At 64.2% G+C, this 24273-nt stretch carries 22 protein-coding genes; 13 read left to right on the top strand and 9 right to left on the bottom strand.

Features of this window, described 5'->3' with window-relative positions; genetic code table 11:
• Position 1 precedes the first annotated feature (1 nt).
• Entirely contained in the window at positions 2-1693 is a 1692-nt protein-coding gene (locus AC5STI_RS00900; RefSeq protein ID WP_495445253.1) for a KpsE/RkpR family capsule polysaccharide export protein, read from the bottom strand.
• Positions 1671-2330 carry an ABC transporter ATP-binding protein gene (locus tag AC5STI_RS00905; protein WP_475050764.1) on the bottom strand — a complete coding sequence of 220 codons (660 nt, stop codon included), beginning with the start codon at positions 2328-2330 and terminating at the stop codon, positions 1671-1673. Before AC5STI_RS00905 ends, AC5STI_RS00900 begins: the two co-directional genes overlap by 23 nt.
• A gap of 240 nt (positions 2331-2570) precedes the next feature.
• Here AC5STI_RS00905 and AC5STI_RS00910 point away from each other — a divergent pair, with 240 nt between their 5' ends.
• The 3 genes from AC5STI_RS00910 to AC5STI_RS00920 all read left to right on the top strand — a co-directional run bounded on the left by AC5STI_RS00910 (position 2571) and on the right by AC5STI_RS00920 (position 4484).
• Positions 2571-3188, top strand: a complete 618-nt coding sequence (locus AC5STI_RS00910) for a uracil-DNA glycosylase family protein (RefSeq protein WP_495445254.1) — start codon at positions 2571-2573, stop codon at positions 3186-3188.
• Entirely contained in the window at positions 3185-3976 is a 792-nt protein-coding gene (locus AC5STI_RS00915) for an SseB family protein (protein WP_495445255.1), read from the top strand. Before AC5STI_RS00910 ends, AC5STI_RS00915 begins: the two co-directional genes overlap by 4 nt.
• Before the next feature lie 94 nt (positions 3977-4070).
• A complete protein-coding gene (locus AC5STI_RS00920; RefSeq protein ID WP_495445256.1) occupies positions 4071-4484 on the top strand; it encodes an ester cyclase in 414 nt (137 codons plus the stop codon).
• 65 nt (positions 4485-4549) lie between these two features.
• Here AC5STI_RS00920 and yghU read toward each other — a convergent pair whose 3' ends face one another.
• Positions 4550-5425, bottom strand: coding sequence for a glutathione-dependent disulfide-bond oxidoreductase (gene yghU / locus AC5STI_RS00925; RefSeq protein WP_495447713.1), 876 nt, complete (start codon positions 5423-5425; stop codon positions 4550-4552).
• A gap of 286 nt (positions 5426-5711) precedes the next feature.
• On the opposite strand from yghU, the gene AC5STI_RS00930 reads away from it, so the two are divergent.
• The gene (locus AC5STI_RS00930) at positions 5712-6230 is read left to right on the top strand and encodes a YHS domain-containing (seleno)protein (protein WP_495445257.1); all 519 of its coding nucleotides are present in this window, start codon (positions 5712-5714) and stop codon (positions 6228-6230) included.
• A gap of 149 nt (positions 6231-6379) precedes the next feature.
• On the opposite strand, the gene AC5STI_RS00935 is transcribed toward AC5STI_RS00930, so the two are convergent.
• Positions 6380-7243 carry a LysR family transcriptional regulator gene (locus tag AC5STI_RS00935; protein WP_495445258.1) on the bottom strand — a complete coding sequence of 288 codons (864 nt, stop codon included), beginning with the start codon at positions 7241-7243 and terminating at the stop codon, positions 6380-6382.
• A gap of 110 nt (positions 7244-7353) precedes the next feature.
• On the opposite strand from AC5STI_RS00935, the gene AC5STI_RS00940 reads away from it, so the two are divergent.
• The 5 genes from AC5STI_RS00940 to AC5STI_RS00960 all read left to right on the top strand — a co-directional run bounded on the left by AC5STI_RS00940 (position 7354) and on the right by AC5STI_RS00960 (position 12708).
• Complete coding sequence (locus AC5STI_RS00940) at positions 7354-8511, top strand: ABC transporter ATP-binding protein (RefSeq protein WP_495445259.1); 1158 nt, start codon at positions 7354-7356, stop codon at positions 8509-8511.
• A gap of 22 nt (positions 8512-8533) precedes the next feature.
• Positions 8534-9496, top strand: a complete 963-nt coding sequence (locus tag AC5STI_RS00945) for a carbohydrate ABC transporter permease (protein WP_495447714.1) — start codon at positions 8534-8536, stop codon at positions 9494-9496.
• Positions 9493-10455, top strand: coding sequence for a carbohydrate ABC transporter permease (locus AC5STI_RS00950; RefSeq protein WP_495445260.1), 963 nt, complete (start codon positions 9493-9495; stop codon positions 10453-10455). Before AC5STI_RS00945 ends, AC5STI_RS00950 begins: the two co-directional genes overlap by 4 nt.
• A 110-nt stretch (positions 10456-10565) precedes the next feature.
• Positions 10566-11813, top strand: coding sequence for an ABC transporter substrate-binding protein (locus tag AC5STI_RS00955; RefSeq protein WP_495445261.1), 1248 nt, complete (start codon positions 10566-10568; stop codon positions 11811-11813).
• Between the two features lie 64 nt (positions 11814-11877).
• Positions 11878-12708, top strand: coding sequence for a metallophosphoesterase (locus tag AC5STI_RS00960; RefSeq protein WP_495445262.1), 831 nt, complete (start codon positions 11878-11880; stop codon positions 12706-12708).
• A gap of 298 nt (positions 12709-13006) precedes the next feature.
• Here AC5STI_RS00960 and AC5STI_RS00965 read toward each other — a convergent pair whose 3' ends face one another.
• The gene (locus AC5STI_RS00965) at positions 13007-13603 is read right to left on the bottom strand and encodes a GcrA family cell cycle regulator (RefSeq protein WP_027234793.1); all 597 of its coding nucleotides are present in this window, start codon (positions 13601-13603) and stop codon (positions 13007-13009) included.
• A gap of 162 nt (positions 13604-13765) precedes the next feature.
• Between AC5STI_RS00965 and AC5STI_RS00970 the strand changes: the two genes are divergently transcribed.
• Positions 13766-14578 (top strand): ABC transporter permease, encoded by an 813-nt coding sequence (locus tag AC5STI_RS00970; protein WP_495445263.1) that lies wholly within the window; start codon positions 13766-13768, stop codon positions 14576-14578.
• 36 nt (positions 14579-14614) lie between these two features.
• Here AC5STI_RS00970 and AC5STI_RS00975 read toward each other — a convergent pair whose 3' ends face one another.
• Positions 14615-15526, bottom strand: a complete 912-nt coding sequence (locus AC5STI_RS00975) for a DMT family transporter (RefSeq protein WP_495445264.1) — start codon at positions 15524-15526, stop codon at positions 14615-14617.
• Positions 15527-15965: 439 nt separating this feature from the next.
• Between AC5STI_RS00975 and AC5STI_RS00980 the strand changes: the two genes are divergently transcribed.
• The 3 genes from AC5STI_RS00980 to AC5STI_RS00990 all read left to right on the top strand — a co-directional run bounded on the left by AC5STI_RS00980 (position 15966) and on the right by AC5STI_RS00990 (position 19130).
• A complete protein-coding gene (locus AC5STI_RS00980; RefSeq protein WP_495445265.1) occupies positions 15966-17141 on the top strand; it encodes an aspartate aminotransferase family protein in 1176 nt (391 codons plus the stop codon).
• A gap of 77 nt (positions 17142-17218) precedes the next feature.
• Positions 17219-18145 carry an ornithine carbamoyltransferase gene (gene argF, locus AC5STI_RS00985; RefSeq protein ID WP_495445266.1) on the top strand — a complete coding sequence of 309 codons (927 nt, stop codon included), beginning with the start codon at positions 17219-17221 and terminating at the stop codon, positions 18143-18145.
• 265 nt (positions 18146-18410) lie between these two features.
• The gene (locus AC5STI_RS00990) at positions 18411-19130 is read left to right on the top strand and encodes an SDR family NAD(P)-dependent oxidoreductase (protein ID WP_495445267.1); all 720 of its coding nucleotides are present in this window, start codon (positions 18411-18413) and stop codon (positions 19128-19130) included.
• A gap of 65 nt (positions 19131-19195) precedes the next feature.
• Here the strand turns inward: AC5STI_RS00990 and AC5STI_RS00995 are convergent, their stop codons facing one another.
• The 3 genes from AC5STI_RS00995 to hrpB all read right to left on the bottom strand — a co-directional run bounded on the left by AC5STI_RS00995 (position 19196) and on the right by hrpB (position 23984).
• The gene (locus tag AC5STI_RS00995) at positions 19196-20677 is read right to left on the bottom strand and encodes an inorganic phosphate transporter (protein WP_490398131.1); all 1482 of its coding nucleotides are present in this window, start codon (positions 20675-20677) and stop codon (positions 19196-19198) included.
• Between the two features lie 90 nt (positions 20678-20767).
• On the bottom strand, positions 20768-21226 hold the full coding sequence (locus AC5STI_RS01000; protein WP_475050795.1) for an NUDIX hydrolase: 459 nt from the start codon (positions 21224-21226) through the stop codon (positions 20768-20770).
• A gap of 310 nt (positions 21227-21536) precedes the next feature.
• Entirely contained in the window at positions 21537-23984 is a 2448-nt protein-coding gene (gene hrpB, locus AC5STI_RS01005) for an ATP-dependent helicase HrpB (RefSeq protein ID WP_495445268.1), read from the bottom strand.
• Between the last annotated feature and the right edge of the window lie 289 nt (positions 23985-24273).

Here is a 24273-nt window from a genome sequence, read left to right on the forward strand (position 1 = left end):
TTTACGATGACACCTGCTCCCGCAGGATGGACGCGGTGAGCGAACACATCAGGTAGATACCGGAAAAGATCAGGAATGCCAAAACGGTATTCTCGAACTTGCGCGGATAGGAGGGTTCGTCGCTGGGCACCGGCTCCACCGCGGTGGTCAGGTAGCGGACCTGGCGGTTGGCCTCCAGCCGGGTGGTTTCCACTTGCTGCAAGGCCGATTGCAGCATCAGGTCGCGGGTGGCGAGGTCGGCCTGCGCCATCTGGATCTGGATGCGAAGGTTGGCAAGCGAGTTTTCGCCGGCCGAGGCATCGACCATCCGGTTGTTGAGGCTGCTGATCACCGCTTCCAGCCGCCGGATGTCGGCCTCCGCGCCGCTGACCTTGGCCCGGTTGGGGCGGGCGTTGTCCTGCAGGGCGGCCAGTTCCAGCCGCTTCTCCTCCAGCTGGATTTCAAAGGTGCTGATCTGCTGGCGCAGGGAGGCGACCACGCCCTCAGGGTCCAGCACGGAACCTTGCTGCTGCAGCACCACCAGCCGCTGCTGCGCGGCGCGGCGCTGGGCCTCTGCATCTGCAAGGGCTGTTTCCGCTTCAGACATCTGGTCCGCGCGTTTCTGCTGCGACAGGTTGTTCACCTTTTCCTGCGCATAGGAGATCAGCTTGCGCGAAAACTCCGCTGCAGCTTCGGGGTCGGCGGCGGACACTTCCATCCGCACCACGCCCTCGGTCGGGTCATAGCCGATTTTCACGTTGCGGCTGTAGGTGGCATAGGCCTCCTCGTTGGTGGGGGCGCTCTCCAGCCGCTGGATGGGGTCCAGCCAGTCTTGCGTGAAATGCGCCTTGAAGCCCGCCTCCCGGTCGAGCCGCAGCATCGCCTCCTTGGACATCAGGTAGCTTTGCACCGCAATCGAGTCCTGGCTGGTGGCGAACTGGGTGCCGGACAGCAGACCGCCGACGCCTCCGGCCGCGCTGTCGGCCTTGAGCACCAGGAATTCCGATTTCGACGAATACATCGGCGTGGCCACCGAATAGAAGTAATAGCCCGCGGCCAGTGTCGGCAGCAGCACGAAGAACGCCAGCCGCGCCGCCAGCAGCGACAGCTTGCGGCGGCGGCGCCGCGCGATATCGCGCTGAATTTCCTGAATTTCGCGGTTGCGCCGCTCAGCCGGGCTGAGCTCGGTCGAGGGCAGGGTGGTGTTGGCGGCGGGCACGGTCTGCGGCAGCTGCACAGAGCCCGGCGCGGGCGGGGTGCCTGAGGGCTGCGACTTGTTCTGGGGGACCACCAGTTCCAGCATATTGGTACGCTGGAACGGGTCGATGCCGCGCTCGCGCAGCATCCGCACCGCCTCAAAATCCGAGGTGGCGGGCAGATTGTGCTTTTGCGCCATACGCCGGGCCAGGCGCAGCTGGCGGCCGGTCAGCCCTTCGCGGCGGATCGCCTCGATATCGGTTTCCATGCTGGCCTCGCGGGCGGAGCTGACCATGCCGGAGAGCGGCGCACCGCCCGTCGCGGTGTTCTTGGCCGGCGCAGAAGAGGCCGCCGCGGGCCGGACGGCAGAGGCGGCGGCAGCCTGCTGGCCCGGCTGGGGCTGCCCGGCCGCTGCAGCAGCGCCCGGCGCCGAAGGAGAGGTGCCGGCATCGCGGGCCCCGGCCGCCGCAGTGCTGCGGCGGATGCGGAACTTCTTAGCTCTCGGTTTCGTAGTCATAGAGCTGTTTCGCTTCTTCCAAAGTGTCAAACATATGCAGCTGTCCCTGCAGCAGGACAGCCGCGGAACGGGCAAATTTCTCCAGCGTCTTGGCCTGGTGCGAGACGATGATAATGGTGGTGGTCTGCAAGCGCTCCTGCAGGATCTCGCCGGCCTTGCGGTTGAACTCCACGTCGGTGGTGCTCGGCATGCCTTCGTCGATCAGGTAGATGTCGAAATCCAGCGCCAGCATCAGCGAGAAGCTGAACCGCGCCCGCATCCCCGCCGAATAGGTGCCGATCGGCTGGTCGAAATACTCCTTGAGGCCGCACAGCCAGCGGCAATAGGCCTCCACGTAATCCGGGTCCAGGCCGTAAAGCTTGGCAATGTAGCGGCTGTTTTCCATCGCCGAAAGGCGGCTGATGACCCCGCCCATGAAGCCCAGCGGAAAGGAAATCTTGCAGTTGCGGCGGATCTCGCCCTCATCCGGCTTTTCCAGCCCGGCCATCATGTTGATCAGCGTGGTCTTGCCAGTACCGTTCGGGGCCAGAACGCCCAGCGATTTGCCCGGCTCGACGCGGAACGACACGCGGTCAAGGATCACCTTGCGCTGGGTTCCCGTCCAGAAGGACTTGCTGACGTTTTCAAACTCAAGCATTGCTTGTTCCGGTACTGCCCGTGCGGCCCTGCGGCCGGCTCAATCTGCCTCGTCCTGCGCAGGCTTTCTTGCGTGCCCGCGTCTTCTTCCTATCAAAAGAGTGTTAATGGCATAGGTGGCGAATTTGACCTTATTATGTCGAATTGTGTCATAGATGTTCAACGAAGTTTTAACGAATTGAGCCGTCAGCGGGTGTTCCGGGCGGGTCTTTAAGGGCAAACCGGACAAGCGGAGCGGTAAATGGCTGTTTCCAGGTGCGAAACAATTAGCGGCAGCGGGGAGCTTAAGGCGCAGATTCGCAACTGCCGGCTCTGTGCTGACCGCTTTGCCGCCACCGCAACTGCGCACGCCCCCCGTCCGGTGGTCTGGTTCCGCCCCACCGCCCGCATCCTGATCGCGGGCCAGGCGCCAGGGGCGCGGGTGCATGAAAGCGGCAGGCCGTTTACCGACCCCTCCGGCGACCGGCTGCGGGCCTGGCTGGGACTGACGGAGGCAGAATTCTATGACAAGGACCACGTCGCGGTGGTTCCGATGGGCTTTTGCTTTCCCGGCTATAGTGACAAGAAAGCCGACCTGCCGCCGCCTGCCATCTGCGGCAAGACCTGGCACCATCAAGTGATGGACCATCTGCCGGATGTGCAGCTCAAGGTGCTGGTCGGGGCCCATGCGCAGCGTTATCACCTGGGGGTGAAGGGGCCGCTGACAGAGCTGGTGCGCGGCTGGCGGGATCATGCGCCGCAGGTCTTCCCCTTGCCGCACCCGTCATGGCGTAATACCGGGTGGCTGAAGAAAAACCCCTGGTTCGAGGCCGAACTGCTGCCGGTGCTGCAGGCCCGGGTGAAGGAGCTGATGCAATGACAGATGAAACCCCGCTGGATCTGGCCCACGCCGCGATGGAGGCAGCGCCCGCAGAGGATGCCGCGCGCCTGCGGTTCTATGAGCGGCTGGCCGATTGCGAGCTGTTCCTGATGCTGGCGGCGGAGGCGGAGGGGGAGCAAATCTCTCCGGAGCTGTTCGAGACGCCGGACGGGGCCTTTGTGCTGGTGTTCGACCGTGAGGAACGGCTGGCGCAGTTCGCAGGCAAACCTGTGCCTTACGCGGCGCTGTCGGGCCGTGTGATTGCGCAGATGCTGGCCGGGCAGGGCATTGGCCTGGGGCTGAACCTGGAGGTGGCGCCCTCGGCCATTCTGATCCCGGCGGAGGCGGTCAGCTGGCTGCACCAGACGCTGGGGCACGCGCCGGATGAGGTGGAGGCCGCGGTGGAGATGTTCACCGCGCCCAAGGGCCTGCCGGAGGCGCTGCTGACGGCGCTGGATGCCAAGCTGGCCACTGCGGGCGGGCTGGCGGCGGCGGCTTATCTGGCTGGTGTGCGCTATGCCGGCGGCGGGCAGGGGCATCTCCTGGGCTTTGTCGGCGCCAAGGAGGCGGCGCAGGCCTCGCTCGCCAAGGCGGCCGGTGAGGCGCTGACCTTTTCCGGCATCGAGGCCGGGGCGATGGATGTGGCGTTTTTCGAAGCGGAGGACCCGGCGGCGGCCAAGCTTGCACGGGCAGGTCTGCGCTTTGACCTGCCGGAGCCGCAAGCCCCGCAGGAATACAAGCCCGTGACGCCGGGCAGCGACCCTGAGAAGCCGCCGCGGCTGAAGTAGCCCGGCCTCGCCCGCCGCCGTTTTCGCCTTATCTGCTGCTGCAAGGGCGTGGCCAAGCGCCATGCCCGGCTACCCAGCAGGGAGGAAGAGAACGATGTCCATCAAACAGACCGCAAATGATTTCTGCGAGGCCTGCGACGCGGGCAAGGGATGGGACGTGTGCCAGGAATGGTGCACGCCGGACGCCACCTTCGCGGTTCAGTCGGACGCGCTGGCGGAGATCAGGACGCTGGCAGACTATACGGAATGGGCCAAGGGGCTGCTGACCCCGATGCCGGACGCCCATGCCGAGTTCAAATCCCTGGCGGTGGATGAGGACGCCAGCCGTGCGATCCTGTTTGCGGTCTTTCACGGCACCCATACGGCCGATGCGGGCAACGGTGCGCCGACCGGCAGGAAAGTGGCCTCGGATTATGTCTATGTGCTGGATTTCGACGGGCCGAAAATCCGCCATATGACGAAGGTCTGGAACGATGTGCACGCCCTGACGCAATTGGGCTGGATGTAGGGCGCGAAAAGCAAAAACGCCCGCGTTGCCGCGGGCGCTTGGGTCATCTCAAGGGGCGGAGCGGGTTACTCCGCCGCCGCTTCCAGCTTGTCCTGCGTGCGGGTTTCGAAATCGCTGGCGTCGTGGCGCTCGTGCAGCTGCATGTGCAGATCGCCGAAGGAGCGGTTCACCTTGCGGCCGCGCTGCACCGCCGGGCGGTCGTCGATGGCCTTGGCCCAGCGGACCACATTGGTATAGCTTTCCGCGTCGAGGAATTCGGCGGCATCATAGAGGCGGCCCAGAACCAACTGGCCGTACCACGGCCAGATCGCCATATCGGCAATGGTATAGTCCTCGCCCGCGATATAGGTGCGGTCCGCCAGCTGGCGGTCCAGCACGTCAAGCTGGCGCTTGGTTTCCATTGCAAATCGGTCGATCGGGTATTGCCACTTCTCCGGCGCATAGGCGTAGAAATGGCCGAAACCGCCGCCCAGGTAGGGCGCGCTGCCCATCTGCCAGAACAGCCAGTTCAGGGTCTCGATGCGGGCCGGGCCGTCCTGGGGCAGGAATTCCCCGAATTTCTCCGCCAGATGCACCAGGATCGAGCCGCTCTCGAACACCCGCACCGGCTCAGTGCCGCTGCGGTCCATCAGCGCCGGGATCTTGGAGTTCGGGTTGATCTCCACAAAGCCCGAGCCGAACTGGTCGCCTTCGCCGATGTCGATCAGCCAGGCGTCGTATTCGGCGCCCTTGTGGCCTGCGGCCAGCAGTTCCTCGAACATCACGGTGACCTTGACCCCGTTCGGCGTCGCCAGCGAGTAGAGCTGGAAGGGGTGCTCGCCCACCGGCAGCTCCTTGTCGTGGGTGGGGCCGGCAACCGGGCGGTTGGTGGAGGCAAACTGGCCGCCGTTGCCTTTTTCCCATTTCCAGACTTTCGGCGGGGTGTAGGAGGTATCGCTCATCTGTCGGGCCTTGTTCTGATTGTTTCCTGTCATTGGCCGCCCGCAGGGTCGCGGCGGCCGACTTTGGCAGAGATAAGGGGAAAATCGGAAATTCCAATGACTGGAAGGTCTGGGCCGCGGAAATTTTACAAAACGCTCACATCCTCTCGTTCCCGGACACAGAGACGTGAGCCCCCCTTCGCATTTGCCGCAGCGGCAGTAATGTCAATGGCGAAGCCGGAGCCGCGCGCCAGAGCCGCGAACCGGTGCCCCAGTTGAAGCGATCACCGATGAAAGGGATGATTTCATGAAGCGTTTTGCATTTGCTGCCGCGGCAGCGCTGTCCTTTGCCCTGCCGGCCTTTGCCGGGGAACAGTATGTCGACGGCACCGGCTATGCCGTTTCGGGCTATGACGTGGTGGCCTACCGCAGCCTGGAAATGAACCCGGTGGGCACGCCGCAGACCGCGCCGGTGCGGGGCAGCACTGAATTCACCGCCGACTACAACGGCGCCACCTGGGCGTTCTCCACTGCGGAAAACCGCGACAAGTTCCTGGAAAACCCGGCCTATTACGCGCCGCAGTATGACGGCCACTGCGCCTATGGCGTCTCCAAGGGCGGCAAGGTGCCGGCCAACCCGAACCTGTGGCGCATCGTCGATGACAAGCTGTATCTGAACATCACCGACGTGGTCGTCGGCTTCTGGGAGGAAGACATTCCCGGCAATATCAACTTGGCCGAAGGCAACTGGCCGGGGATTGAGCCCAAGGCGGCCTCGGACAGCGTGATCCCGAAGTTCACGTCTGAGGGGCCGGTCGCGAACTGATCTGAGCTTGCAGGCGAGGCGACGGCTTTGCCTGCACGACACTCAAAGGGGGCATTGAGAGCCAACGCAGCGAATATCTGTACTGAGCTCATTGCGGCGAACGCTGCGCGTGGGGCGAACGTCCAGGAAGCGCAGATTGCGACTTGGGGTCAGGAGGAGGCAATTCCAATGAAAGCCTTTACCAGCCGCAGTTTTGCTCTGTCCTTTGGAGCCACAATTGCGGTTTCGTGCTGCTGGGTCAGTTCAGCGATTGGAACTTCGGCCAAACCTCTCGAAATCAACCCGCTCTTACCAAGGAAGATCGCTGTTCCGGCCCCTTGCAACACCGCCTCACACATCAAGGGGAATGTGCTCATCGTTATTGTTCGCTGAAAGCGCACCCCGCTTTTAAGTTGTGCTTCGCGCACGACACGTTCCGTCAGAGATCCGGTTTCCGGCAGGATGACGGTTTCCCCCTGAAGATCCTCGAAGCTCAGAATGTCACGTTCGGCGAGCGGAGAAGCGGGCAGGAGATAGGCCACGTATTGGTTCTTTTGCACCGTCACGCGCTCCCAGTCCTCAGAGTGCGGCGGATCCGTGATCAGGCCGGCATCCGCCCGCCGCTCTTGCAAAAGGTTGATTGCGGTTGTCCAGCCAAAAAGGGCAAAGTCGATTTCGACATCAGGATAGGCTTGCCTGAACCGGCTGATCGCTTTGAGCGCGGGAAGAGGGGCGTTGGCGATAATCCTGATGTGGCCGCGGGCCATAGCTTCATACCCTTCCAGCCGCTCGCTGATTTCGGAATTCAGTGCAACCATACGGTCGGCCAGGCCATAGAACTCCTGCCCTGTCCGGGTAAGTGAAATGCCATCCCGGCCGCGCACCAGCAGCTGCGAGCCGACTTGTTTCTCCAATTTGGCGATATGCTGGGTCACGGCTGACTGCGTCACTCCCAGCCGCACGGCAGCGGCTGAGAAGCTGCCCTCGCGGACAACATAGGCAAAGGCAACAAACTGGTGATGGTTGGCGCGCATGTTTGGCCTCCTTTTGAGCGAGGCCATAGCCGCCATTAGTCTCACTAATATGACGTCACAAAAGTGAAGGCTCAGCTGCTTAGACAGCCCCTGTCAGATGGAGGAATCGGATGGCAGGGCTGAGCATCAAAAATGTAACCAAGCGCTTTGGCGAGACCGAGGTGCTCAAAGGGGTATCCCTTGATATTGCCGACGGTGAATTTATCTCGCTGGTTGGTCCGTCAGGCTGCGGCAAGTCCACACTGCTGCGGATCATCGCCGGACTGGAAGACCAATGCGACGGAGTCATCCGGATCGGCGGGCATTCCGTTGCAGGCCAGCGCGCGGCGGACCGCAATCTGTCGATGGTGTTCCAGTCCTATGCGCTTTACCCGCATCTGAGCGTGGGCGAAAACATCGCGGTGCCGCTCAGGATGCGGCGCATGAACGGATTGCAGCGGCTGCCGGTTGTCGGCGGCTTTATGCCCGGCGCACGTACCGTGGCTGGCGGTATAGGCCGGGATGTCCGCCATGCTGCTGAAATGCTTGAGATCGGGCATCTTCTGGACCGCAAGCCGGGTCAGCTTTCCGGTGGCCAGCGCCAGCGGGTGGCTCTGGGGCGGGCCCTGGTGCGGGAGCCTGCCGCGTTCTTGCTGGATGAACCGCTGTCCAATCTCGATGCGAAACTGCGGGTCCAGACCCGGGCTGAGATCGCGCAGCTGCACCGCCGTCTGGCAGCGACATTTATCTATGTGACTCATGATCAGGTCGAGGCGATGACGATGTCAGACCGCATCGCGGTGATGATGGGCGGGCGCATCCTGCAATGTGCAGCCCCTGATGTGGTCTATGAAGATCCCGACCGGATCGAGGTTGCCGAATTCATCGGCTCTCCAAAAATCAACATCCTGCCGCTTGAAATCGCAGCTGACGGACGGCTGAGCCTGCTGGATCAGGCCTTGGATCTTGCCGTTATCGACGGGGGCAGAGGTGTCGGCTCACTGGGTATCCGGCCTGAGGCGCTTCGGCTGACAAGCGGAGACAGTCCGATCCGCGGCCGTGTTGTTCATAGCGAAAACCTGGGTTCAGAGCTGTTCGTTCAAGTCGAAGTCGCGGGCCTGGAGGAGCGCGTTACGCTGCGCGCAGAGCCTGAACAACGCGCAGCTTTGGCGCTGGGAGCACCTGTCGCCCTGGCGTTTGATGCGGACAAAGCGCTGATTTTCGATGCGGGTGGGGCACGCGTACGCAGGCTTCGTCATCCGAACGCTGCAACCTCTGAGGTGGCCTGAGATGTCAGCCATCGAAACCTCCATGACTGATACAGCGCCAAGCGCAGTTGCAGGTCACGCAACCAAAGAACGACGCGCCGCATGGGTCTTGACCGCGCCGGCCTTGGTATTGATGGTGATCGTCCTGCTGGTGCCAATCGTCATCGCGGGGGTGCTGTCCTTCACCAGCTATTCGCTTGGAAACAGCGGTTTTGATTGGGTCGGCAGCCGCAACTATGAAAAGCTGTTTACCCGTTCGGCCTATGAAAAGATGTTTCTGGCGACGTTGACCTATGTGGTGACCGTGGTGCCGATCTCGGTCGGGCTTGGGCTGGGGGCCGCGCTGCTGATCAATTCGCTGGGCCGGTTCCGCGAGATCTACAAGACGATCTACTTCCTGCCGGTCATGGCGACGCTTCTGGCGATGGCAATTGCGTGGGAGTTCATGCTTCACCCGTCAATCGGTATGGTGAACCGCACGCTGGAAATGAGCTGCGGCACATTTCTGGAACAGATCTGGCCCTTCCTGGCGCAGGGCTGCGCTGACCGCTTCCCGGTCTGGCTGGGCGACAAACGCTATGCGATCTGGGTGATATGCTTTATCGGCATCTGGCAGGGGTTCGGCTTTAACATGGTGCTGTATCTGGCCGGGCTGACCAGCGTCCACCGTGAGCTGTATCACGCCGCAGAGATGGACGGGGCCAAATCCGCCTGGGAGCGGTTCCGGCTGGTAACCTGGCCTGCGCTGGGGCCGACCACTGTATTTGTCGTCACCATCACCTGCATCCGCGCCTTTCAGGTCTTTGACACCATCGAGGCCTTCTGGCCGCAGGGCGGCGGGCCGAACAAGTCCACCTATGTGATGATGTTTGCCATTTTTGAGAAGGGCATCCAGCAGAACCTGATCGGGATCGGCTCGGCAATCACCATGCTGTTCCTTGCCTTCGTCATGTTTCTCACGCTGATCCAGCGCTGGCTGGTGGAACGAAAGGTCCATTACAAATGACCCGTGACTGGTGGAAGCACCTGATCCTGATCCTTGGCGTGATCGTTGTCCTTGCGCCGTTCTATATGATGGTCAGCTATTCGTTCAAATCGCCAGGTGAGATTGACCGGGGAGAGGGCGGATTTTTCGGACGGCAGGAAATGATGGTGGATGAGCGCTGTGTCAAGCTACGCGACCCCAGCCGTGATGATATCGCCGCCGCAGCGAACCGTTTCCCGGGGCAAAGCGACAGTGCGATCCGGGAGCTGCTGGTGGCAGAGGCTACGGCTGACTGCTCGATGCGGCCTGTCGTCTTCAACTATTCCAAGGCCTTCACCGAGGCGCCGCTGCTACGCTATCTGCTGAACGGGGTCATCGTGACGGCGTCGATCTTCCTGATCCAGGTCGTGGTCGCGCTGCCTGCGGCCTATGCCCTGGCCAAGCTGAAATTCTGGGGCCGGGATGCGGTTTTCGGATTGGTGCTGTTCTGCCTCTTGATCCCCGTTCACGCCATTGCGCTGCCGCTTTACATCATGCTGGCCAAGCTGGGGCTGACCAATACCTATGCCGCGCTTGTTGTGCCCTGGACGATTTCGGTCTTTGGCATCTTCCTGATGCGCCAGTTCTTCATGACGGTGCCGGATGATCTGATTGACGCGGCGCGCATGGACGGGATGGGCGAATTCGCCATCGTCTGGCGGGTCATGCTGCCTACCGCAATCCCGGCGCTGCTGGCCTTTGCCATTTTCTCGATCGTGGCCCATTGGAACGACTACTTCTGGCCCCGCATTGTGGTGACCGGAAACCGCGACCTGTTTACGCCGCCTTTGGGCCTGCGTGAGTTCAAGGGAGATGGCGACGGGTCATTCTTTGGCCCGATGATGGCCACCGCCACCGTGATCGTTACCCCGCTGATCGTTGCGTTCCTGCTGGCGCAGAAGCGCTTCATTGAAGGGATCACCTTGAACGGAATGAAATGAGTTTCGGGTGCGGGCTGCCCCGCACCCTCCCGTAATCCCGACTGGGATCAACCCGGAGCGTGCATCGCCAAACACAAGCGCTCCACGTTTGGAATGAGAGGAAGATTTCCATGAAAACCGCCCTGTCTGCAATGGCCCTGGCGCTGACCGCTGCCGCCGCGATGGCCGAAGACACCGTGACCATCGAATTCGCCTATCCCTACAGCCATCTGTTCGACGTCACCTATGAGGCCATGATGCCGGCCTTCAGGAAAGCGCATCCGAATATTGATGTGAAATTCCGCGCCACCTATGAATCCTACGAGGACGGCACCAACACCATCCTGCGCGAAGCAGTGTCCGGCAACCTTCCCGATGTCACAATGCAGGGTCTGAACCGTCAGCAGATCCTGGTCGACAAGGGCATCGCCAAATCGCTGGAACCGTTCATCGCCAAAGAAGCGGATTTTGCCAAGAATGGCTACCACGAGGCCATGCTGTCGCTGTCGACCTTTGGCGAAAACGTTCACGGCCTGCCGTTCTCGGTCTCGCTGCCGGTTGGCTATTACAACATGGACCTCCTGCAAGAAGCCGGAGTTGAAACCCTGCCCACCACCTGGGACGAGGTGATCGGCATGTGCGAAACCATGAAGGCCAACGGCATCGACAACCCGATTTTCTGGGGTTGGAACATCACCGGCAACTGGTTCATGCAGGCGCTGATGTGGTCACAGGACAAGGCGATTGTCGACAACGGCCGTGTGACTCTGGACAGCCCCGAGGCACTGGCCGCCATGGAGCAGATGCAGGAGATCTTCACCAAATGCGACATGCAGAACCTCGAGTGGAAGGCGGCGCTGGCCTCCTTCTCGGCGGGTGAGATCGGCATGATGTTCTGGTCGACCTCGGCCCTGGGCGCTGTCGAACGCTCGCAAGGTGAGTTCGCGCTGAAAACCGGCCCGTTCCCCGGCATGGGCGAAACTCCCAAAGGCCTGCCTGCGGGCGGCAACGCCGCCATGCTGACCTCAACGTCGGATGATCCGAAAGTGCAGGAGGCCGCCTGGGCCTGGCTCAAGTTCATCACCAGCGGCGAAGGCGCAGCCGAAGTGGCCAAGACCACCGGTTACATGCCGCCGAACAAGGCCGCGAACGAGGTGATCCTGGCTGATTTCTATGACCAGAACCCGAACAAGCAGACTGCCGTGGATCAGCTGCCGCTGCTTCGCGACTGGCTGGCTTATCCGGGCGACAATGGTCTGGCGGTCACTCAGGTGATCTACGACGGCATCGAACGCATTGTCACTGGCGACGCCACCGACATGAAAGCGCTGCAGCAAGAGATGGTCGAAGAAGTCGCCGACCTGCTTCCCAACGGCTAACGCCTTCTTTCCGGCTGCGCGCGCACCTGCGTGCGGCCGGTTCTTCTTCGGGCAGAGTAAGAAAATGAAAATCATCCATATTTCAGACATTCACCTGACAGTCCCCGGCGAGGAAATGGGCGGGCTGAACCCCCATGCCCGGTTCGCACGCGCTCTGGCCCACGTGATGGAAAACCATGCCGATGCCGCACGCATTATCATAACTGGCGATCTGGCCCACTGGGGGGAACGCGCAGCCTATGAAGCGCTGCAAGCTGCCGTCGCCGATCTGCCGGTTCCGGTGCGGCTGATGATTGGCAACCACGACGACCGGGCAACCTTCCGGTCCGTTTTTGCGGATCATCCCGTGGACGAAAACGGCTTCGTCAATCATGCTGAAACAGTCGACGGTGCGCGCTTCATTTATCTCGACAGCGTGGGCGAGCGCACTCATGCCGGGCATTTCTGCGCAGTCCGCCGGGCTTGGCTGCAGGCCGAGCTTGAAAGTTGCGAACGCGCACGCGTTTTTCTGCATCACAACCCGATGCTGTTGGGGTTGCCCGCCGAAGACAAGATCGCCCTGAACAAGGATGATCGCAGCCCTTTTCAGGGCCTGATCAGAGCCCATGCAGAAAAAATTGACTACATCCATTTCGGCCATGTTCATGCGCCCATCCACGGGTGCCTGGCGGGGGTCCCTTTTGCCAGCGTGCCTTCGACAGGCAACCAGTCAATCCCAGACCTGAGTGAAACTGAACTGCTGAAAGGTGCCCCGATGGATCCGGCTTATTTTGTGTTTCAGATCGACGGGCGCGACACCACCATCCATCAGATCCCCTTTGCTTGGGAAGGCCCGGTCATGACAGCCGGAACAGGATGGGAAGATTGGGCAAAACCGGTCGAGGCAGCGGAATGAAGCCTTGTCTTCCGCAAGTTCGTGACGGGCTGCTTGCAGTCGTTGGCCAATGCGGCACAGACGGAAGCTCTGCCCGCTCACAAGTCAAATAGATTGGGATATTGCCAGGTCCCATATTTGCGCAAACCGGGCGCCGCTTGCCAGCCCACCGACACATGCGGCGAGAAATAGCCGTGTCCGGCGCTTGTGCCGGATGCATCCTGCCATGCAGACCTTCCTGGAAGACGGGAGGCCCCGCAAAAACAAAAAGCCCCGGACGCACTGCCGGGGCTTTGATATCTCAAGCTGCCGGACGCGCTCAGCGGCGGCGGTCGCGGCGGGAGGACATCGGCTGGAAGGCCACGCCCACATGCGCCTCGCAATAGGGTTTGCCCTGCTGGGCGGGCAGGCCGCAGAACCAGAAGTCCTCAGTCGCCGGGTCGCCCACCGGCCATTTGCAGGTGCGCTCGGTCAGCTCCATCAGGCCCAGCTTCTTGGCCTTCTTCTCGACCTCGTTCACCTTGGCCAGCGCCTCGGGGCTGATCTCATTGGCGGAGGGCTGCGGCGGCAGCGGCTGGCCGGCCGGGATGATCTGGCGGCGCGCAGGCGTTGCGGGCTTGGCGTCGGCTGCAGGCTGGGCCGCGGCCGGGCGGGCCGGTTCGGTCTTGGGCTGCGGCTTGGGCTTGGGCGCCGCGGCCGGTTTCGGCGCGGCAGCGGCCGGGGCTGCCGCGGGCTTTTCCTTGGGTTCAGCCGCCTTGGCGCCGCCGCTGTTGCGGTTGGACAGGCCGAGCCGGTGCACCTTGCCGATCACGGCGTTGCGGGTCACGCCGCCCAGTTCCTTGGCGATCTGGCTGGCCGACTGGCCTTCGCCCCACATTTTCTTGAGCAGTTCGACGCGCTCGTCTGTCCAGGACATCTGTTGCCTTTCCAAGCTAATAGCGGCCCCAGGGGTTCTGCGGCCGCCATCATATTCCGTGTGATCGCTCTATTCTAATCACTGCGGGCGGAGTTACAAGGCATCTTGCGCCCCAAGCGGCAGCCGTTATGCAGGCAAAGCAGCAAAAACACAGGGGGCATCATGGCAGATCAGGGATATCAGGTCGAACTGGGCGCGCGCAGGTTCGGGCAGGTGAACTGGCTGGGGCTCAAGGCGCTGGCCTGGCGCGAGGTGAAGCGGTTCCTGGTGGTCTGGACCCAGACCCTGCTGGCGCCGCTGGTGACCGCGGCGCTGTTCCTGATGATCTTCAACATTGCCATCGGCCCCAGGCGCGGCGACGTCATGGGCGTGCCGTTCCTGACTTTCCTGGCGCCGGGCATCATGATGATGACGGTGATCCAGAATGCCTTTGCCAATACCTCCTCCTCCATCGTGATCGCCAAGGTGCAGGGCAATATCGTCGACACGCTGATGCCGCCCCTGTCGGGGCTGGAGATTTTGCTGGGCTACCTGGCGGGCGCGGTGGCGCGCGGCACGCTGGTGGCGCTGGGCATCGGGCTGGGGCTGATGGCGGTGCTGCAGATCGTGCCCGCGCATCCGCTGGTGGCGCTTTTGTTCATCGTGCTGGGCGCGGCTTTCCTCGGGGCCTTGGGCATCGTCGCCGGGGTCTTTGCCGACAAGTTCGACCAGATGGCGGCGATCACCAACTTCATCGTGACGCCCTTGGCGTTCCTGTCCGGCACCTTCTATTCGGTGGAGGCGCTGCCGCCGGTGCTCAAGGCGATCTCGCATCTGAACCCGGTGTTCTACTTGATCGACGGAGTGCGATTCGGGGTGATCGGCACATCGGACAGCTCGCCCTGGCTGGGTCTGGCGGTGTGCGGCGGCGCGACCCTGGCGGTCAGCGGCCTGGCCTGGGGGATGCTGCGCACCGGCTACCGGCTGAAGCCCTGACCCGGTGGCCAGGCGGCGTCCTGCCGGGCGCCGGCCTTACCGCGCGGCGGGGGCGGCTGAGGCGGCGGTTGGTTTGCGCCGTCCCTCCCGCCAGGCAAGCACGGCGGCTCCGGCCAGGATGATCACGGCGCCGAGGACGGAGACCGCATCCGGCACCGCGCCAAAACCCAGAAAGTCATAAAGCGCCGCAAACACCAGCGTGGCATAGCTGAACGGCGCCACAAACGAGGCATCGGCGCGCGCCATCCCGTTGATGAAACAGGCCTGCGCGCAGGCCATCAGCAGTCCCAGCCCCGCCAGCGCCGCCCATTGCGCCGGGCTTGGCATCTGCCAGACAGGCAGCACCGCGCAGCTGGCAATTGCCAGCCCCAACAGGTTGTTGACCCACAACACCTGCAGGGGCGCCTCGCGGCCCGCCAGCTTCTTGATGAAGATCAGCTCCAGCCCCATCACCGCCGCCGCTGCCAGCGCCAGCAGCGCGGCAGGCTGAAAACTGGCGGGCGTGGGCCGCAGCAGGATCATCGCGCCGATCATGGCAATCAGCGCAGCGCCCCAGCGCCAGGGGCCGACCCGCTCACCCAGTAGCGGAATGGCCAGCAGCATCCCGAAGACCGGGTTCAGGAAGGTGATCGCGGTGGCGTCGGCCAGCGGAATATAGGCGACGGAGGCAAACATCAGCGTGACCCCCGCCCAGCCAAAGGACGTGCGGCCGATGTGATACCCCCAATGCGGGCGGGAGAACCGCGGCCGCAGGGCCAGCACGGCGGTTGAGATCACCAAAAAGGCGAACAGAAAGCGGCCATGGCTGATCTGCATCGGGTGAAGCGGCGTTCCCAGCAGATCCGTCCCCAGCGCCTTGGCCATCAGCGTGGTGCCGGCAATGAAGGTTGTCGCTGCCAGGATCAGGGCAGCGGCCAGGGGCGGGTTCTCAGGGGTGTCGCGGCTCATCGCCAAGCGGTGCGGCAAGCCGCGGCGGGATGCAAGGGGAAATGGTTCGGTGCCTGCCTTACGCTGAAGGGCCAGAAGGGGCGCTGCCCCGCGGTTTTGCGAAGGAGAGGGGCGCTGCCCCTCTTGGCCTGGCGGCCAATTCACCCCGGAGTATTTCAGCAAAGGTGAAGGGGCCGGGCGGCGCGCTGCGGCGGTTTGGCGGGGCGAGGTGCACAAAAGGGGTTTTCTTTCGATGAAACCTCCACTATGGAACCTGCCCATGATCAAACGCGCACATACCACCATTTCGCGACGCCGACGCCGCCTGGCGTGACCGGCCCCTGATCTGTTGTGCCTGCCATGCGGCACATCCCCCCTTCGAAATCCTATGATCCCCCGTTGACCCAAGGCCAAGCTTACGTCACAGCTTTGGCTTCTACCTGTGAAAAGGATGATCCTGATGATCCCGTCCGTTCTGCCGACCTACAACCGTGCACCGCTGGAATTCGTCAAAGGCGAAGGCGCCTGGCTGACCACGGCGGACGGGCGCCGCTTTCTGGATTTGGGCTCCGGCATCGCGGTGAACGCGCTGGGGCATGCGCATCCGGCGCTGGTGGAGGCGCTGACCGCCCAGGCGCAAGCCTTGTGGCATGTCTCCAACCTCTACCACATCCCCCAGCAGAAGGCGCTGGCGGACAAGCTGGTCGAGCATACCTTTGCCGACACCGTGTTCTTCACCAACTCCGGCACCGAGGCCTGCGAGCTGGCCGTGAAGATGGCGCGCAAGTATTTCTACGACAAGGGCCAGCCGGAGCGGGTGGAGATCATCACCTTTGACGGCTCCTTCCATGGCCGGTCTTCGGCGGGGATCGCGGCGGCGGGCTCCGAGAAGATGGTCAAGGGCTTCGGCCCGCTGCTGCCCGGTTTCGTGCATCTGACCTTCGGCGATCTGGACGGTGTGACTGATGCGATCAGCGAAAGCACTGCCGCGATCATGATCGAACCGGTGCAGGGCGAGGGCGGGATCCGCCCGGTTCCCGACGCTGAGCTGAAGGCGCTGCGCCAGATCTGCGATGACAACGGCCTGTTGCTGATCCTGGATGAGGTGCAATGCGGCGTCGGGCGGACCGGCAAGCTGTTTGCCCATGAATGGGCGGGCATCGCGCCCGACATCATGATGGTGGCCAAGGGCATCGGCGGCGGCTTCCCGCTGGGCGCGGTGCTGGCCTCTGAGGACGCGGCCAGCGGCATGACCGCGGGCACCCATGGCTCCACCTATGGCGGCAATCCGCTGGGCTGTGCGGTGGGCTGCGCGGTGATGGACCACATCGCGGATGAGGCCTTCCTGGCCGAGGTGAACCGCAAGGCGGGCCTCTTGCGGCAGAAGCTGGAAGGGCTGGTGGCCGATCACCCGGAGGTGTTCGAAGAGGTGCGCGGCTCCGGCCTGATGCTGGGCCTCAAGTGCAAGGCGGTGAACGCCGACGTGGTCAAGGCAGGCTACGACAACGAACTGATCACCGTTCCGGCAGCCGACAATGTGATCCGCCTGCTGCCGCCGCTGACCCTGACCGATGAGGACATCGCCGAGGCCGTCAGCCGCCTGGAAAAAACCGCCGCCCAGGTCGAAGCTGCCTGATTTTCACCTTTGGAGAAATACTCCCGGGGGTCCGGGGGCAGGCGCCCCGGCCTTCGCCAGAACAAAGCGATACCGACATGAACCATTTCCTCGACATCCACAAAACCGGCCCCGCCGATCTGCGCGCGATCATCGACCAGGCCAAGGCCACCAAGCAGGCGCGCCTTGGCCGCCCTAAGGCGGCGCTGGATGATGAGCTGCCTCTGAAAGACAAGATGGTGGCGCTGATTTTTGAGAAACCCTCGACCCGCACCCGTGTCTCCTTTGACGTCGGCGTGCGCCAGATGGGCGGCGAGACGATGGTGCTGTCGGGCAAGGACATGCAGCTGGGCCATGGTGAGACCATTGCCGACACTGCCCGGGTGCTCAGCCGCTATGTCGACATGATCATGATCCGCACCTTTGATGAGACCGTGCTGACCGAGATGGCGGAATACTCGGACGTGCCGGTGATCAACGGCCTGACCGACCGCACCCACCCCTGCCAGATCATGGCCGATATCCTCACCTATGAGGAGCACCGCGGCCCGATCCAGGGCAAGAAGGTGGTCTGGTGCGGTGACGGCAACAACGTCTGCGCGTCCTTCCTGCACGCCGCCGGCCAGTTCGGCTTTGACCTCACCTTTGCGGGTCCGGCGCAGCTGGACCCGGAAGACGAGTTTGTCGGTCTGGCGCGCCAGGCGGGCTCCAAGGTGGTGATCGAGCGCGACGCGGCCAAGGCGGTCGCAGGCGCGGACCTGGTGGTCACGGATACCTGGGTGTCGATGCATGACAGCCAGTCCTCCAAAGAGCGCCGCCACAACATGCTGCGGCCCTATCAGGTCAATGCCGAACTGATGTCCCACGCCAAGCCGGACGCGCTGTTCATGCACTGCCTGCCGGCCCACCGCGAGGAGGAGGCGACCAGCCAGGTGATGGACGGTCCGAACTCGGTGATTTTTGACGAGGCCGAAAACCGGCTGCACGCGCAAAAGGCCATCATGCGCTGGTGCGCCGGCGGCTAAGGCTTCCGGGGCACCGTCAGGTTCCTGAACTCCCGGCCTGCGGGGATGGGGCACTCCCGCCCGCCGCGGCACATTCCCCGGAATGCGCCTTGACCGTTGGGCGTGGCGCCGGGCCTGCGGCCCGGCGCGGCCCATAAAGCGCAGGCATTGCGCTTATTGCACCGGCTTTGCGTCGGAGTACCCAGGCCCGTGCCGCGCTGTCAGCTCTTGTGCGGCGGGTGAATTGCCCCCAGCATCTCTCCATCACATACGGGGAGGTCCAGCGATGGCAGATACATCAGAAAAACCGGTGGCACTGATCGTGGGGGCAGGGGCGGGCCTGTCGGCCTCCCTGGCCCGGGCGCTGTCCCGGGACGGCTATGCCCTGCATCTGACGGCGCGCAGCACGGACAAGCTGGAAGGGCTGGCGGCGGAAACCGGGGCGCAGGTGCATGCGCTGGATGGCACCGATGCAGAGGGGATCCAGCAGCTTGTCCGGGGCGTGCAGGGCGCATTGCGGGTGGCCTGCTATAACCCGTCGGCCCGGGTTCGCGGCTCCTTGACGGAACTGGACCCGGAGCAGGTCCGCAAGGCGGTGGAGGTGACCGCACATGGGGCGTTCCTGCTGGGGCAGGCAGCGGCCAAACGGATGCTGGCGCAGCAGCCGGAGAACGGCCGTCTCGGCACCATCCTGTTCACCGGCGCCTCGGCAGGGGTGAAGGGCTTTGCCCACTCGGCGCCCTTTGCCATGGGAAAGTTTGCACAGCGCGGGCTGGCGCAATCAATGGCGCGGGAGCTGCATCCCAAAGGCATTCACGTGGCTTGGGTCAATATCGACGGCGGCATCCGCAATGCCTCCCGCCCCGAAAGGGTAGAGAGCGCGGACAATCCGGACACCATGCTCGACCCGGATGCGATTGCCCGGGAATACATGCACCTGATCCAGCAGGACCGCTCTGCCTGGAGCGATGAACTGGTGCTGCGGCCGTGGGTGGAGCGCTTCTGAGCGCAAAAGAAAAGCCCCCGCGGGCGGATGCTGCGGGGGCTTTGTGATTGGCCGGGCTGAACGGCTCAGCCGACGAAGGTGTTGAGCACCAGGTAGATCACGGCCGACAGAAGTGCTGCGGCGGGCACGGTGATCACCCAGGCGGCCACGATGGTCATGAAGTGGCTGCGGCGCACCAGCTTGCGGCGGCGGCGTTCCTCCGGCGCGATGCGCCTCTCCGCCGGGCGGCCTGCGGCGGATTTCTTCAGGCGGCGCTCCATATGCCACTCGCGGAAGAAGCCGACGCCGAACACCGCGCCCACGGCAATGTGGGTGGAGGAGACCGGCAGGCCCAGCCAGCTGGCCACGATCACGGTGATGGCTGCCGACAGCGACACGCAATAGGCGCGCATCGGGTTCAGCTTGGTGATCTGGCTGCCGACCATGCGGATCAGCTTGGGGCCGAACAGGAACAGGCCGAAGGAGATGCCGAAGGCGCCGATCACCATCACCCAGGTCGGGATGGTGACCTTGGAGGCGAAATCGCCGAACTCGGTAGCGTGCACGATGGCGGCCAGCGGGCCAACGGCATTGGCCACGTCATTTGCGCCATGGGCAAAGGACAGCAGTGCCGCGGAGATCACCAGCGGCAGGCCGAACAGCGCCTTGAGCGACTTGTTGCGGTTCTCCATGCCCTCGGACTGGCGTTTGATCAGCGGCGCGGTGATGACATAGGACAGCGCGCCAATGGCAGCGCCGATCAGCAGCGCGGTCTGGAGGTCGATCTTGACGATCTTCTTGAGGCCCTTCAGCGCCAGGTAGGAGGCAAAAGCGCCTGCCATGATGCCGACCAGAACCGGCACCCAGCGGCGCGCGGCGGCAATCTTGTCTTCCTGGTAGATGATCTTGGCCTTGATGAAGGCGAGGAACAGCGCGGCGATGATACCGCCCAGCACCGGCGAGATTACCCAGCTGGCGGCGATCTTGCCCATGGTGGGCCAGTTCACCGCTGCGGTGCCTGCGGCAGCCACACCGGCGCCAAGCACGCCGCCCACAACCGAATGGGTGGTGGACACGGGGGCGCCGACCCAGGTGGCCAGGTTCACCCACAGGGCGGAGGAGATCAGCGCCGCCATCATCGCCCAGATGAACACGTTGCTGCTGGCCACCGCGGTGGGGTCGATGATGCCCTTGGAAATGGTCGAAACCACATCGCCGCCCGCCAGCAGCGCGCCTGCGCTTTCGGCGATGGCAGCGATCACGATGGCGCCGCCCATGGTCAGCGCGTTGGCGCCCACCGCCGGGCCCATGTTGTTGGCGACGTCATTGGCGCCGATGTTGATCGCCATATAGGCGCCGAATGCGGCGGCGGCGATTACCACCATGCTCATGGCGGAGCCGCCGAAGAAGACGCCGGCCCCGAGGCCTGCCAGCACGATAAAGGCCAGCGCGATGCCCGGCGCCACCAGCGGGCGGGAGACATAGGCGGTGGCGAGTTCAAGCTGGGAGATCCGGTTCAGGTCCTTGTCCAGCGTGGTCCATTGCGTGCGCTGGGGTGCATCGCTCATTGTCGTATTCCTGATTCTGAGGTCTGCGGACGCGCCTAACGCCGCTCCGGGAGCGGTTCAAGCGTCTGACATGAAAATGTCACATAACTTTTACAATTGACGTAACAGAACCTGCAGCTGCGGCTCATGCACCAGTTCCGCAGCCTGCTCCGGACGCATCCACTGGCGCTTGCGCTGATCGGACTCGGGGTAGTCGTCGGCAAGTGTTTCCACTTCGGCGGCAAAGATCAGCGTGGTCACCGGTTCATCAAGGCCATGATCGCGGCGTTTTACGTAGTTGAATTCGCCGATGGGCTGCCTGGAAACTTTCGCGGATCTGACGCCGGCTTCCTCCCAGGCTTCCTGCAGGGCAGAGGCGGGACCGTCCTTGCCTTCGACCGGCCAGCCCTTGGGGATGATCCAGCGGCCGGTGCCGCGGCTGGTGATCATCAGCACTTCTTTGCCGTCCGCGCCCATGCGGTAGCACAGGGCGGCAACTTGCAGGCGGTTGGGTCGTTTCAGCATCGGCCTGAGGATTTCCTCCCAGGCGCGGGTCAGGGTGCGGGTCATCTCTGCTCAGCCTTATGTGTTGGGTTTGCCCCGTGTTCTTGTGCGAAGTTGTGGGAAAGTATGCGTACTTGCCCGGAATTTCAAGGCTGCCGCCTGAACGGAGCCGTCCTGCGCGGTTTTCCAGCTGCGCATTGACGGTCCGCTTGCGGCATCCTGCGCAGTATGGCCGCAAACCCGTGAAGAAAGCGATTATACCGTGCAGGACGGCACAGCGGGCTGCTGCGGCGGCGCTCCCGCCCGCTGGCGGCGCATCACAGATGCACGGCCAGCCGTTGGGCCGTGCAGCGCGCCTGCGGCGCGCTGCGGGCGGTCATTTCCGCCGTTTCGCGCGCAGGGTCGGGTCTTCCTGCGTGGGGTCCTCGGGCCAGGGGTGCTTGGGGTACTGCGCGCGCATGTCCTTCCTCACATCCGCATAGGAGCCGGCCCAGAAGCCCGGCAGATCGCGGGTGATCTGGATCGGGCGCTGGGCGGGCGACAAGAGCGAGACTTTCAGCGGCACGCCGCCCGCGGACGGATGCCGGGTCACCCCGAACATCTCCTGCAGGCGGACCGAGATTTCCGGGATCTCGCCGTCATAGCTGATCGGGATCTTGCGCCCCAGCGGTGTGACGAAACTGCCCGGCGCCTCGCGGTCCAGCACTTGCGTCTGCTCCCAGCTCAGCGCGGCCTTGAGCGCCGGCAGCAGGTCGAAGCGCTTCCAGTCCTCGGCCGATTTCACCCCGTCCAGCATCGGCAGCAGCCAGTCCTCCAGCGTGTCCGTCAGGCCGGGCAGGGAGAAATCCGGCAGGTCAAATCCTTCCGCACGCACCAGCTCCACCCGCGCCGCCAGCCGCGCCGCAGCGCCCGTCAGCCGCAGGCCCAGGTCGCGCACCCCGTCCAGCATCGCCCGTGCCACGGCGTCTGGCGGCACGTCCTTCCAGATCCGGTCGTCCAGCACCACGGCGCCGAACCGCTCCTGCTGGCGCGCCACCACCCGGCGGTCGCGCTTTGACCACTCGCAGGTATCTGCCCAGGCGATCTGACCGGCAAACAGCTCGCGGATCTCAGCCAGCGATATCTGTGCGGCCATCCGGATCCTGGCCTCGCGCGGGTTGCCGTCGGTATCGAGCGCCACGATGAACGGCGCGCCTGCCAGCGTGTCGCCGCCATCCAGAATGGCACCTTTGCCGCCGGACAGCACGAACCGCGGCGCGTCGCCCTTGCGGCGCTGGCCGATGCGGTCGGGATAGGCGAGGGCCGCCATCATCGCGGCAGACAGCCCTGCATCCCGGCGGCCGGCCTGTTTCTCCAGACGCCTCGCCTCGCTCTTGATCCGTTCCACGACGGGACGGTTCAGCTGATAGGGGTGATTGCGTACAAACCCTTTGGGGTCCCTCAGCGCCTTCAGCCGCAGGGACAGATCCGCAGGCGCGCCGCGCAGCGGGTCGCGTTCGCCCAGCAGGGCCGCCAGCGGTGCGGCTTCGGGGCCCGCCTGCAGCAGCATATGCCCAAGCCGCGGATGCAGCGGCAGGGCGGCCAGCGCCTTGCCATGCTCCGTGATCCGCCCCTGCGTATCGAGCGCCCCCAGCATGTGCAGCAGTGCCTGCGCCTCCGCCAACGCGCCCGCGGGCGGCTGGGTCAGGAACATCAGATCGTCAGGAGCGGCCCCCCACAGCGCCAGTTCCAGAGCCAGCGCGGTCAGGTCGGCGCTTTCGATCTCAGCGGGTGGAAACGCCATCAGCGCGCCTTCCTCGCCCTTGGTCCACAGGCGGTAGCAGACGCCCTCCGCCACCCGGCCCGCGCGGCCCTGGCGCTGGGTGGCCTCGGCGTGGGTCACTTTTTCCGTCACCAGCCGCGACATGCCGGAGCCGGGATCAAACCGCGCCCGCCGCGCCTGGCCCATGTCCACCACCACACGGATGTCCTGAATGGTCAGCGAGGTCTCGGCGATCGAGGTCGCCAGCACCACCTTGCGGCCCTGCGCCTCGGGCTGGATCGCTGCGCGCTGCTCGGCAAAGGGCAGGGCGCCGAACAGCGGGCGGATATGGCAGTGGCCGGGCAGCCGCTTCTCCAGCGCACCGGCGGCGCGGCGGATCTCGCCCTCGCCGGGCAGGAATACCAGAATGCCGCCGCCGGTGGCCTTTGTGTCTCTCTCCGCCTGAACCACCAGATCGGTTAGCGCATCGACACGCCGGGCCTGCGCGGGCAGGGGGCGCTCCAGCCAGCGGGTCTCCACCGGGTAGCTGCGGCCCTCGGAGGTCACCATCGGCGCCTCCATCAGCGCCGCCACCGGCCCGGCGTCCAGCGTCGCGGACATCGCCAGCAGAATGAGGTCATCGCGCAGCGCGCCCGCCACCTCCAGGCACAGGGCGAGGCCCAGATCGGCGTTCAGGGAGCGTTCGTGGAATTCGTCAAAGATCACCGCGCCGACGCCGGGCAGGTCCGGGTCCGATTGCAGCATCCGGGTCAGGATGCCCTCGGTCACCACCTCGATCCGCGTCGCCTTGGAGACCTTGGCATCGCCGCGCACCCGGTAGCCGACGGTCTGGCCCGGCTTCTCTCCCAGCGTTTCCGCCATCCGTTCGGCGGCGGCGCGGGCAGCCAGGCGGCGCGGTTCCAGCATCACGATGCGGCTCCGGGTGAGGCCGGCCTCCAGAATCGCCAGCGGCACCCGCGTGGTCTTGCCCGCACCGGGCGGCGCTTGCAGGACGGCACGGCCGCGGGCGCGCAGGGCGTCCAGCAATTCGGGGAGGGCGTCTTCGATCGGCAATCTGGTCATGTCGCCTTATCGCCAAAGCCAAGGGGGAGGTCTAGCGGTGTCGTGGGCAGGACGTCATGGGTGAAGCGCTGAGGGTTGCAGAGGCCCGCGGGGTGGTGCGAATGCGCCGCCCCATGGGGGCGGGCCGGCGCAGCCCGGCCTTCAGCCGGGCGGGACAGTCTGCTTTTGCATGATTGTTTTTCGAGGCAGGGGTGGGGGCGGGGCGCTGCCTGCACTGCGCAAACCGCACCAGGCGCGGCGGATTTGCCGCCTTTCCTGCGGCACCTGCTGATGTAGGGTGCCCGGCAGA

It is taken from the genome of Leisingera sp. CC-HEC096 (assembly GCF_059429235.1).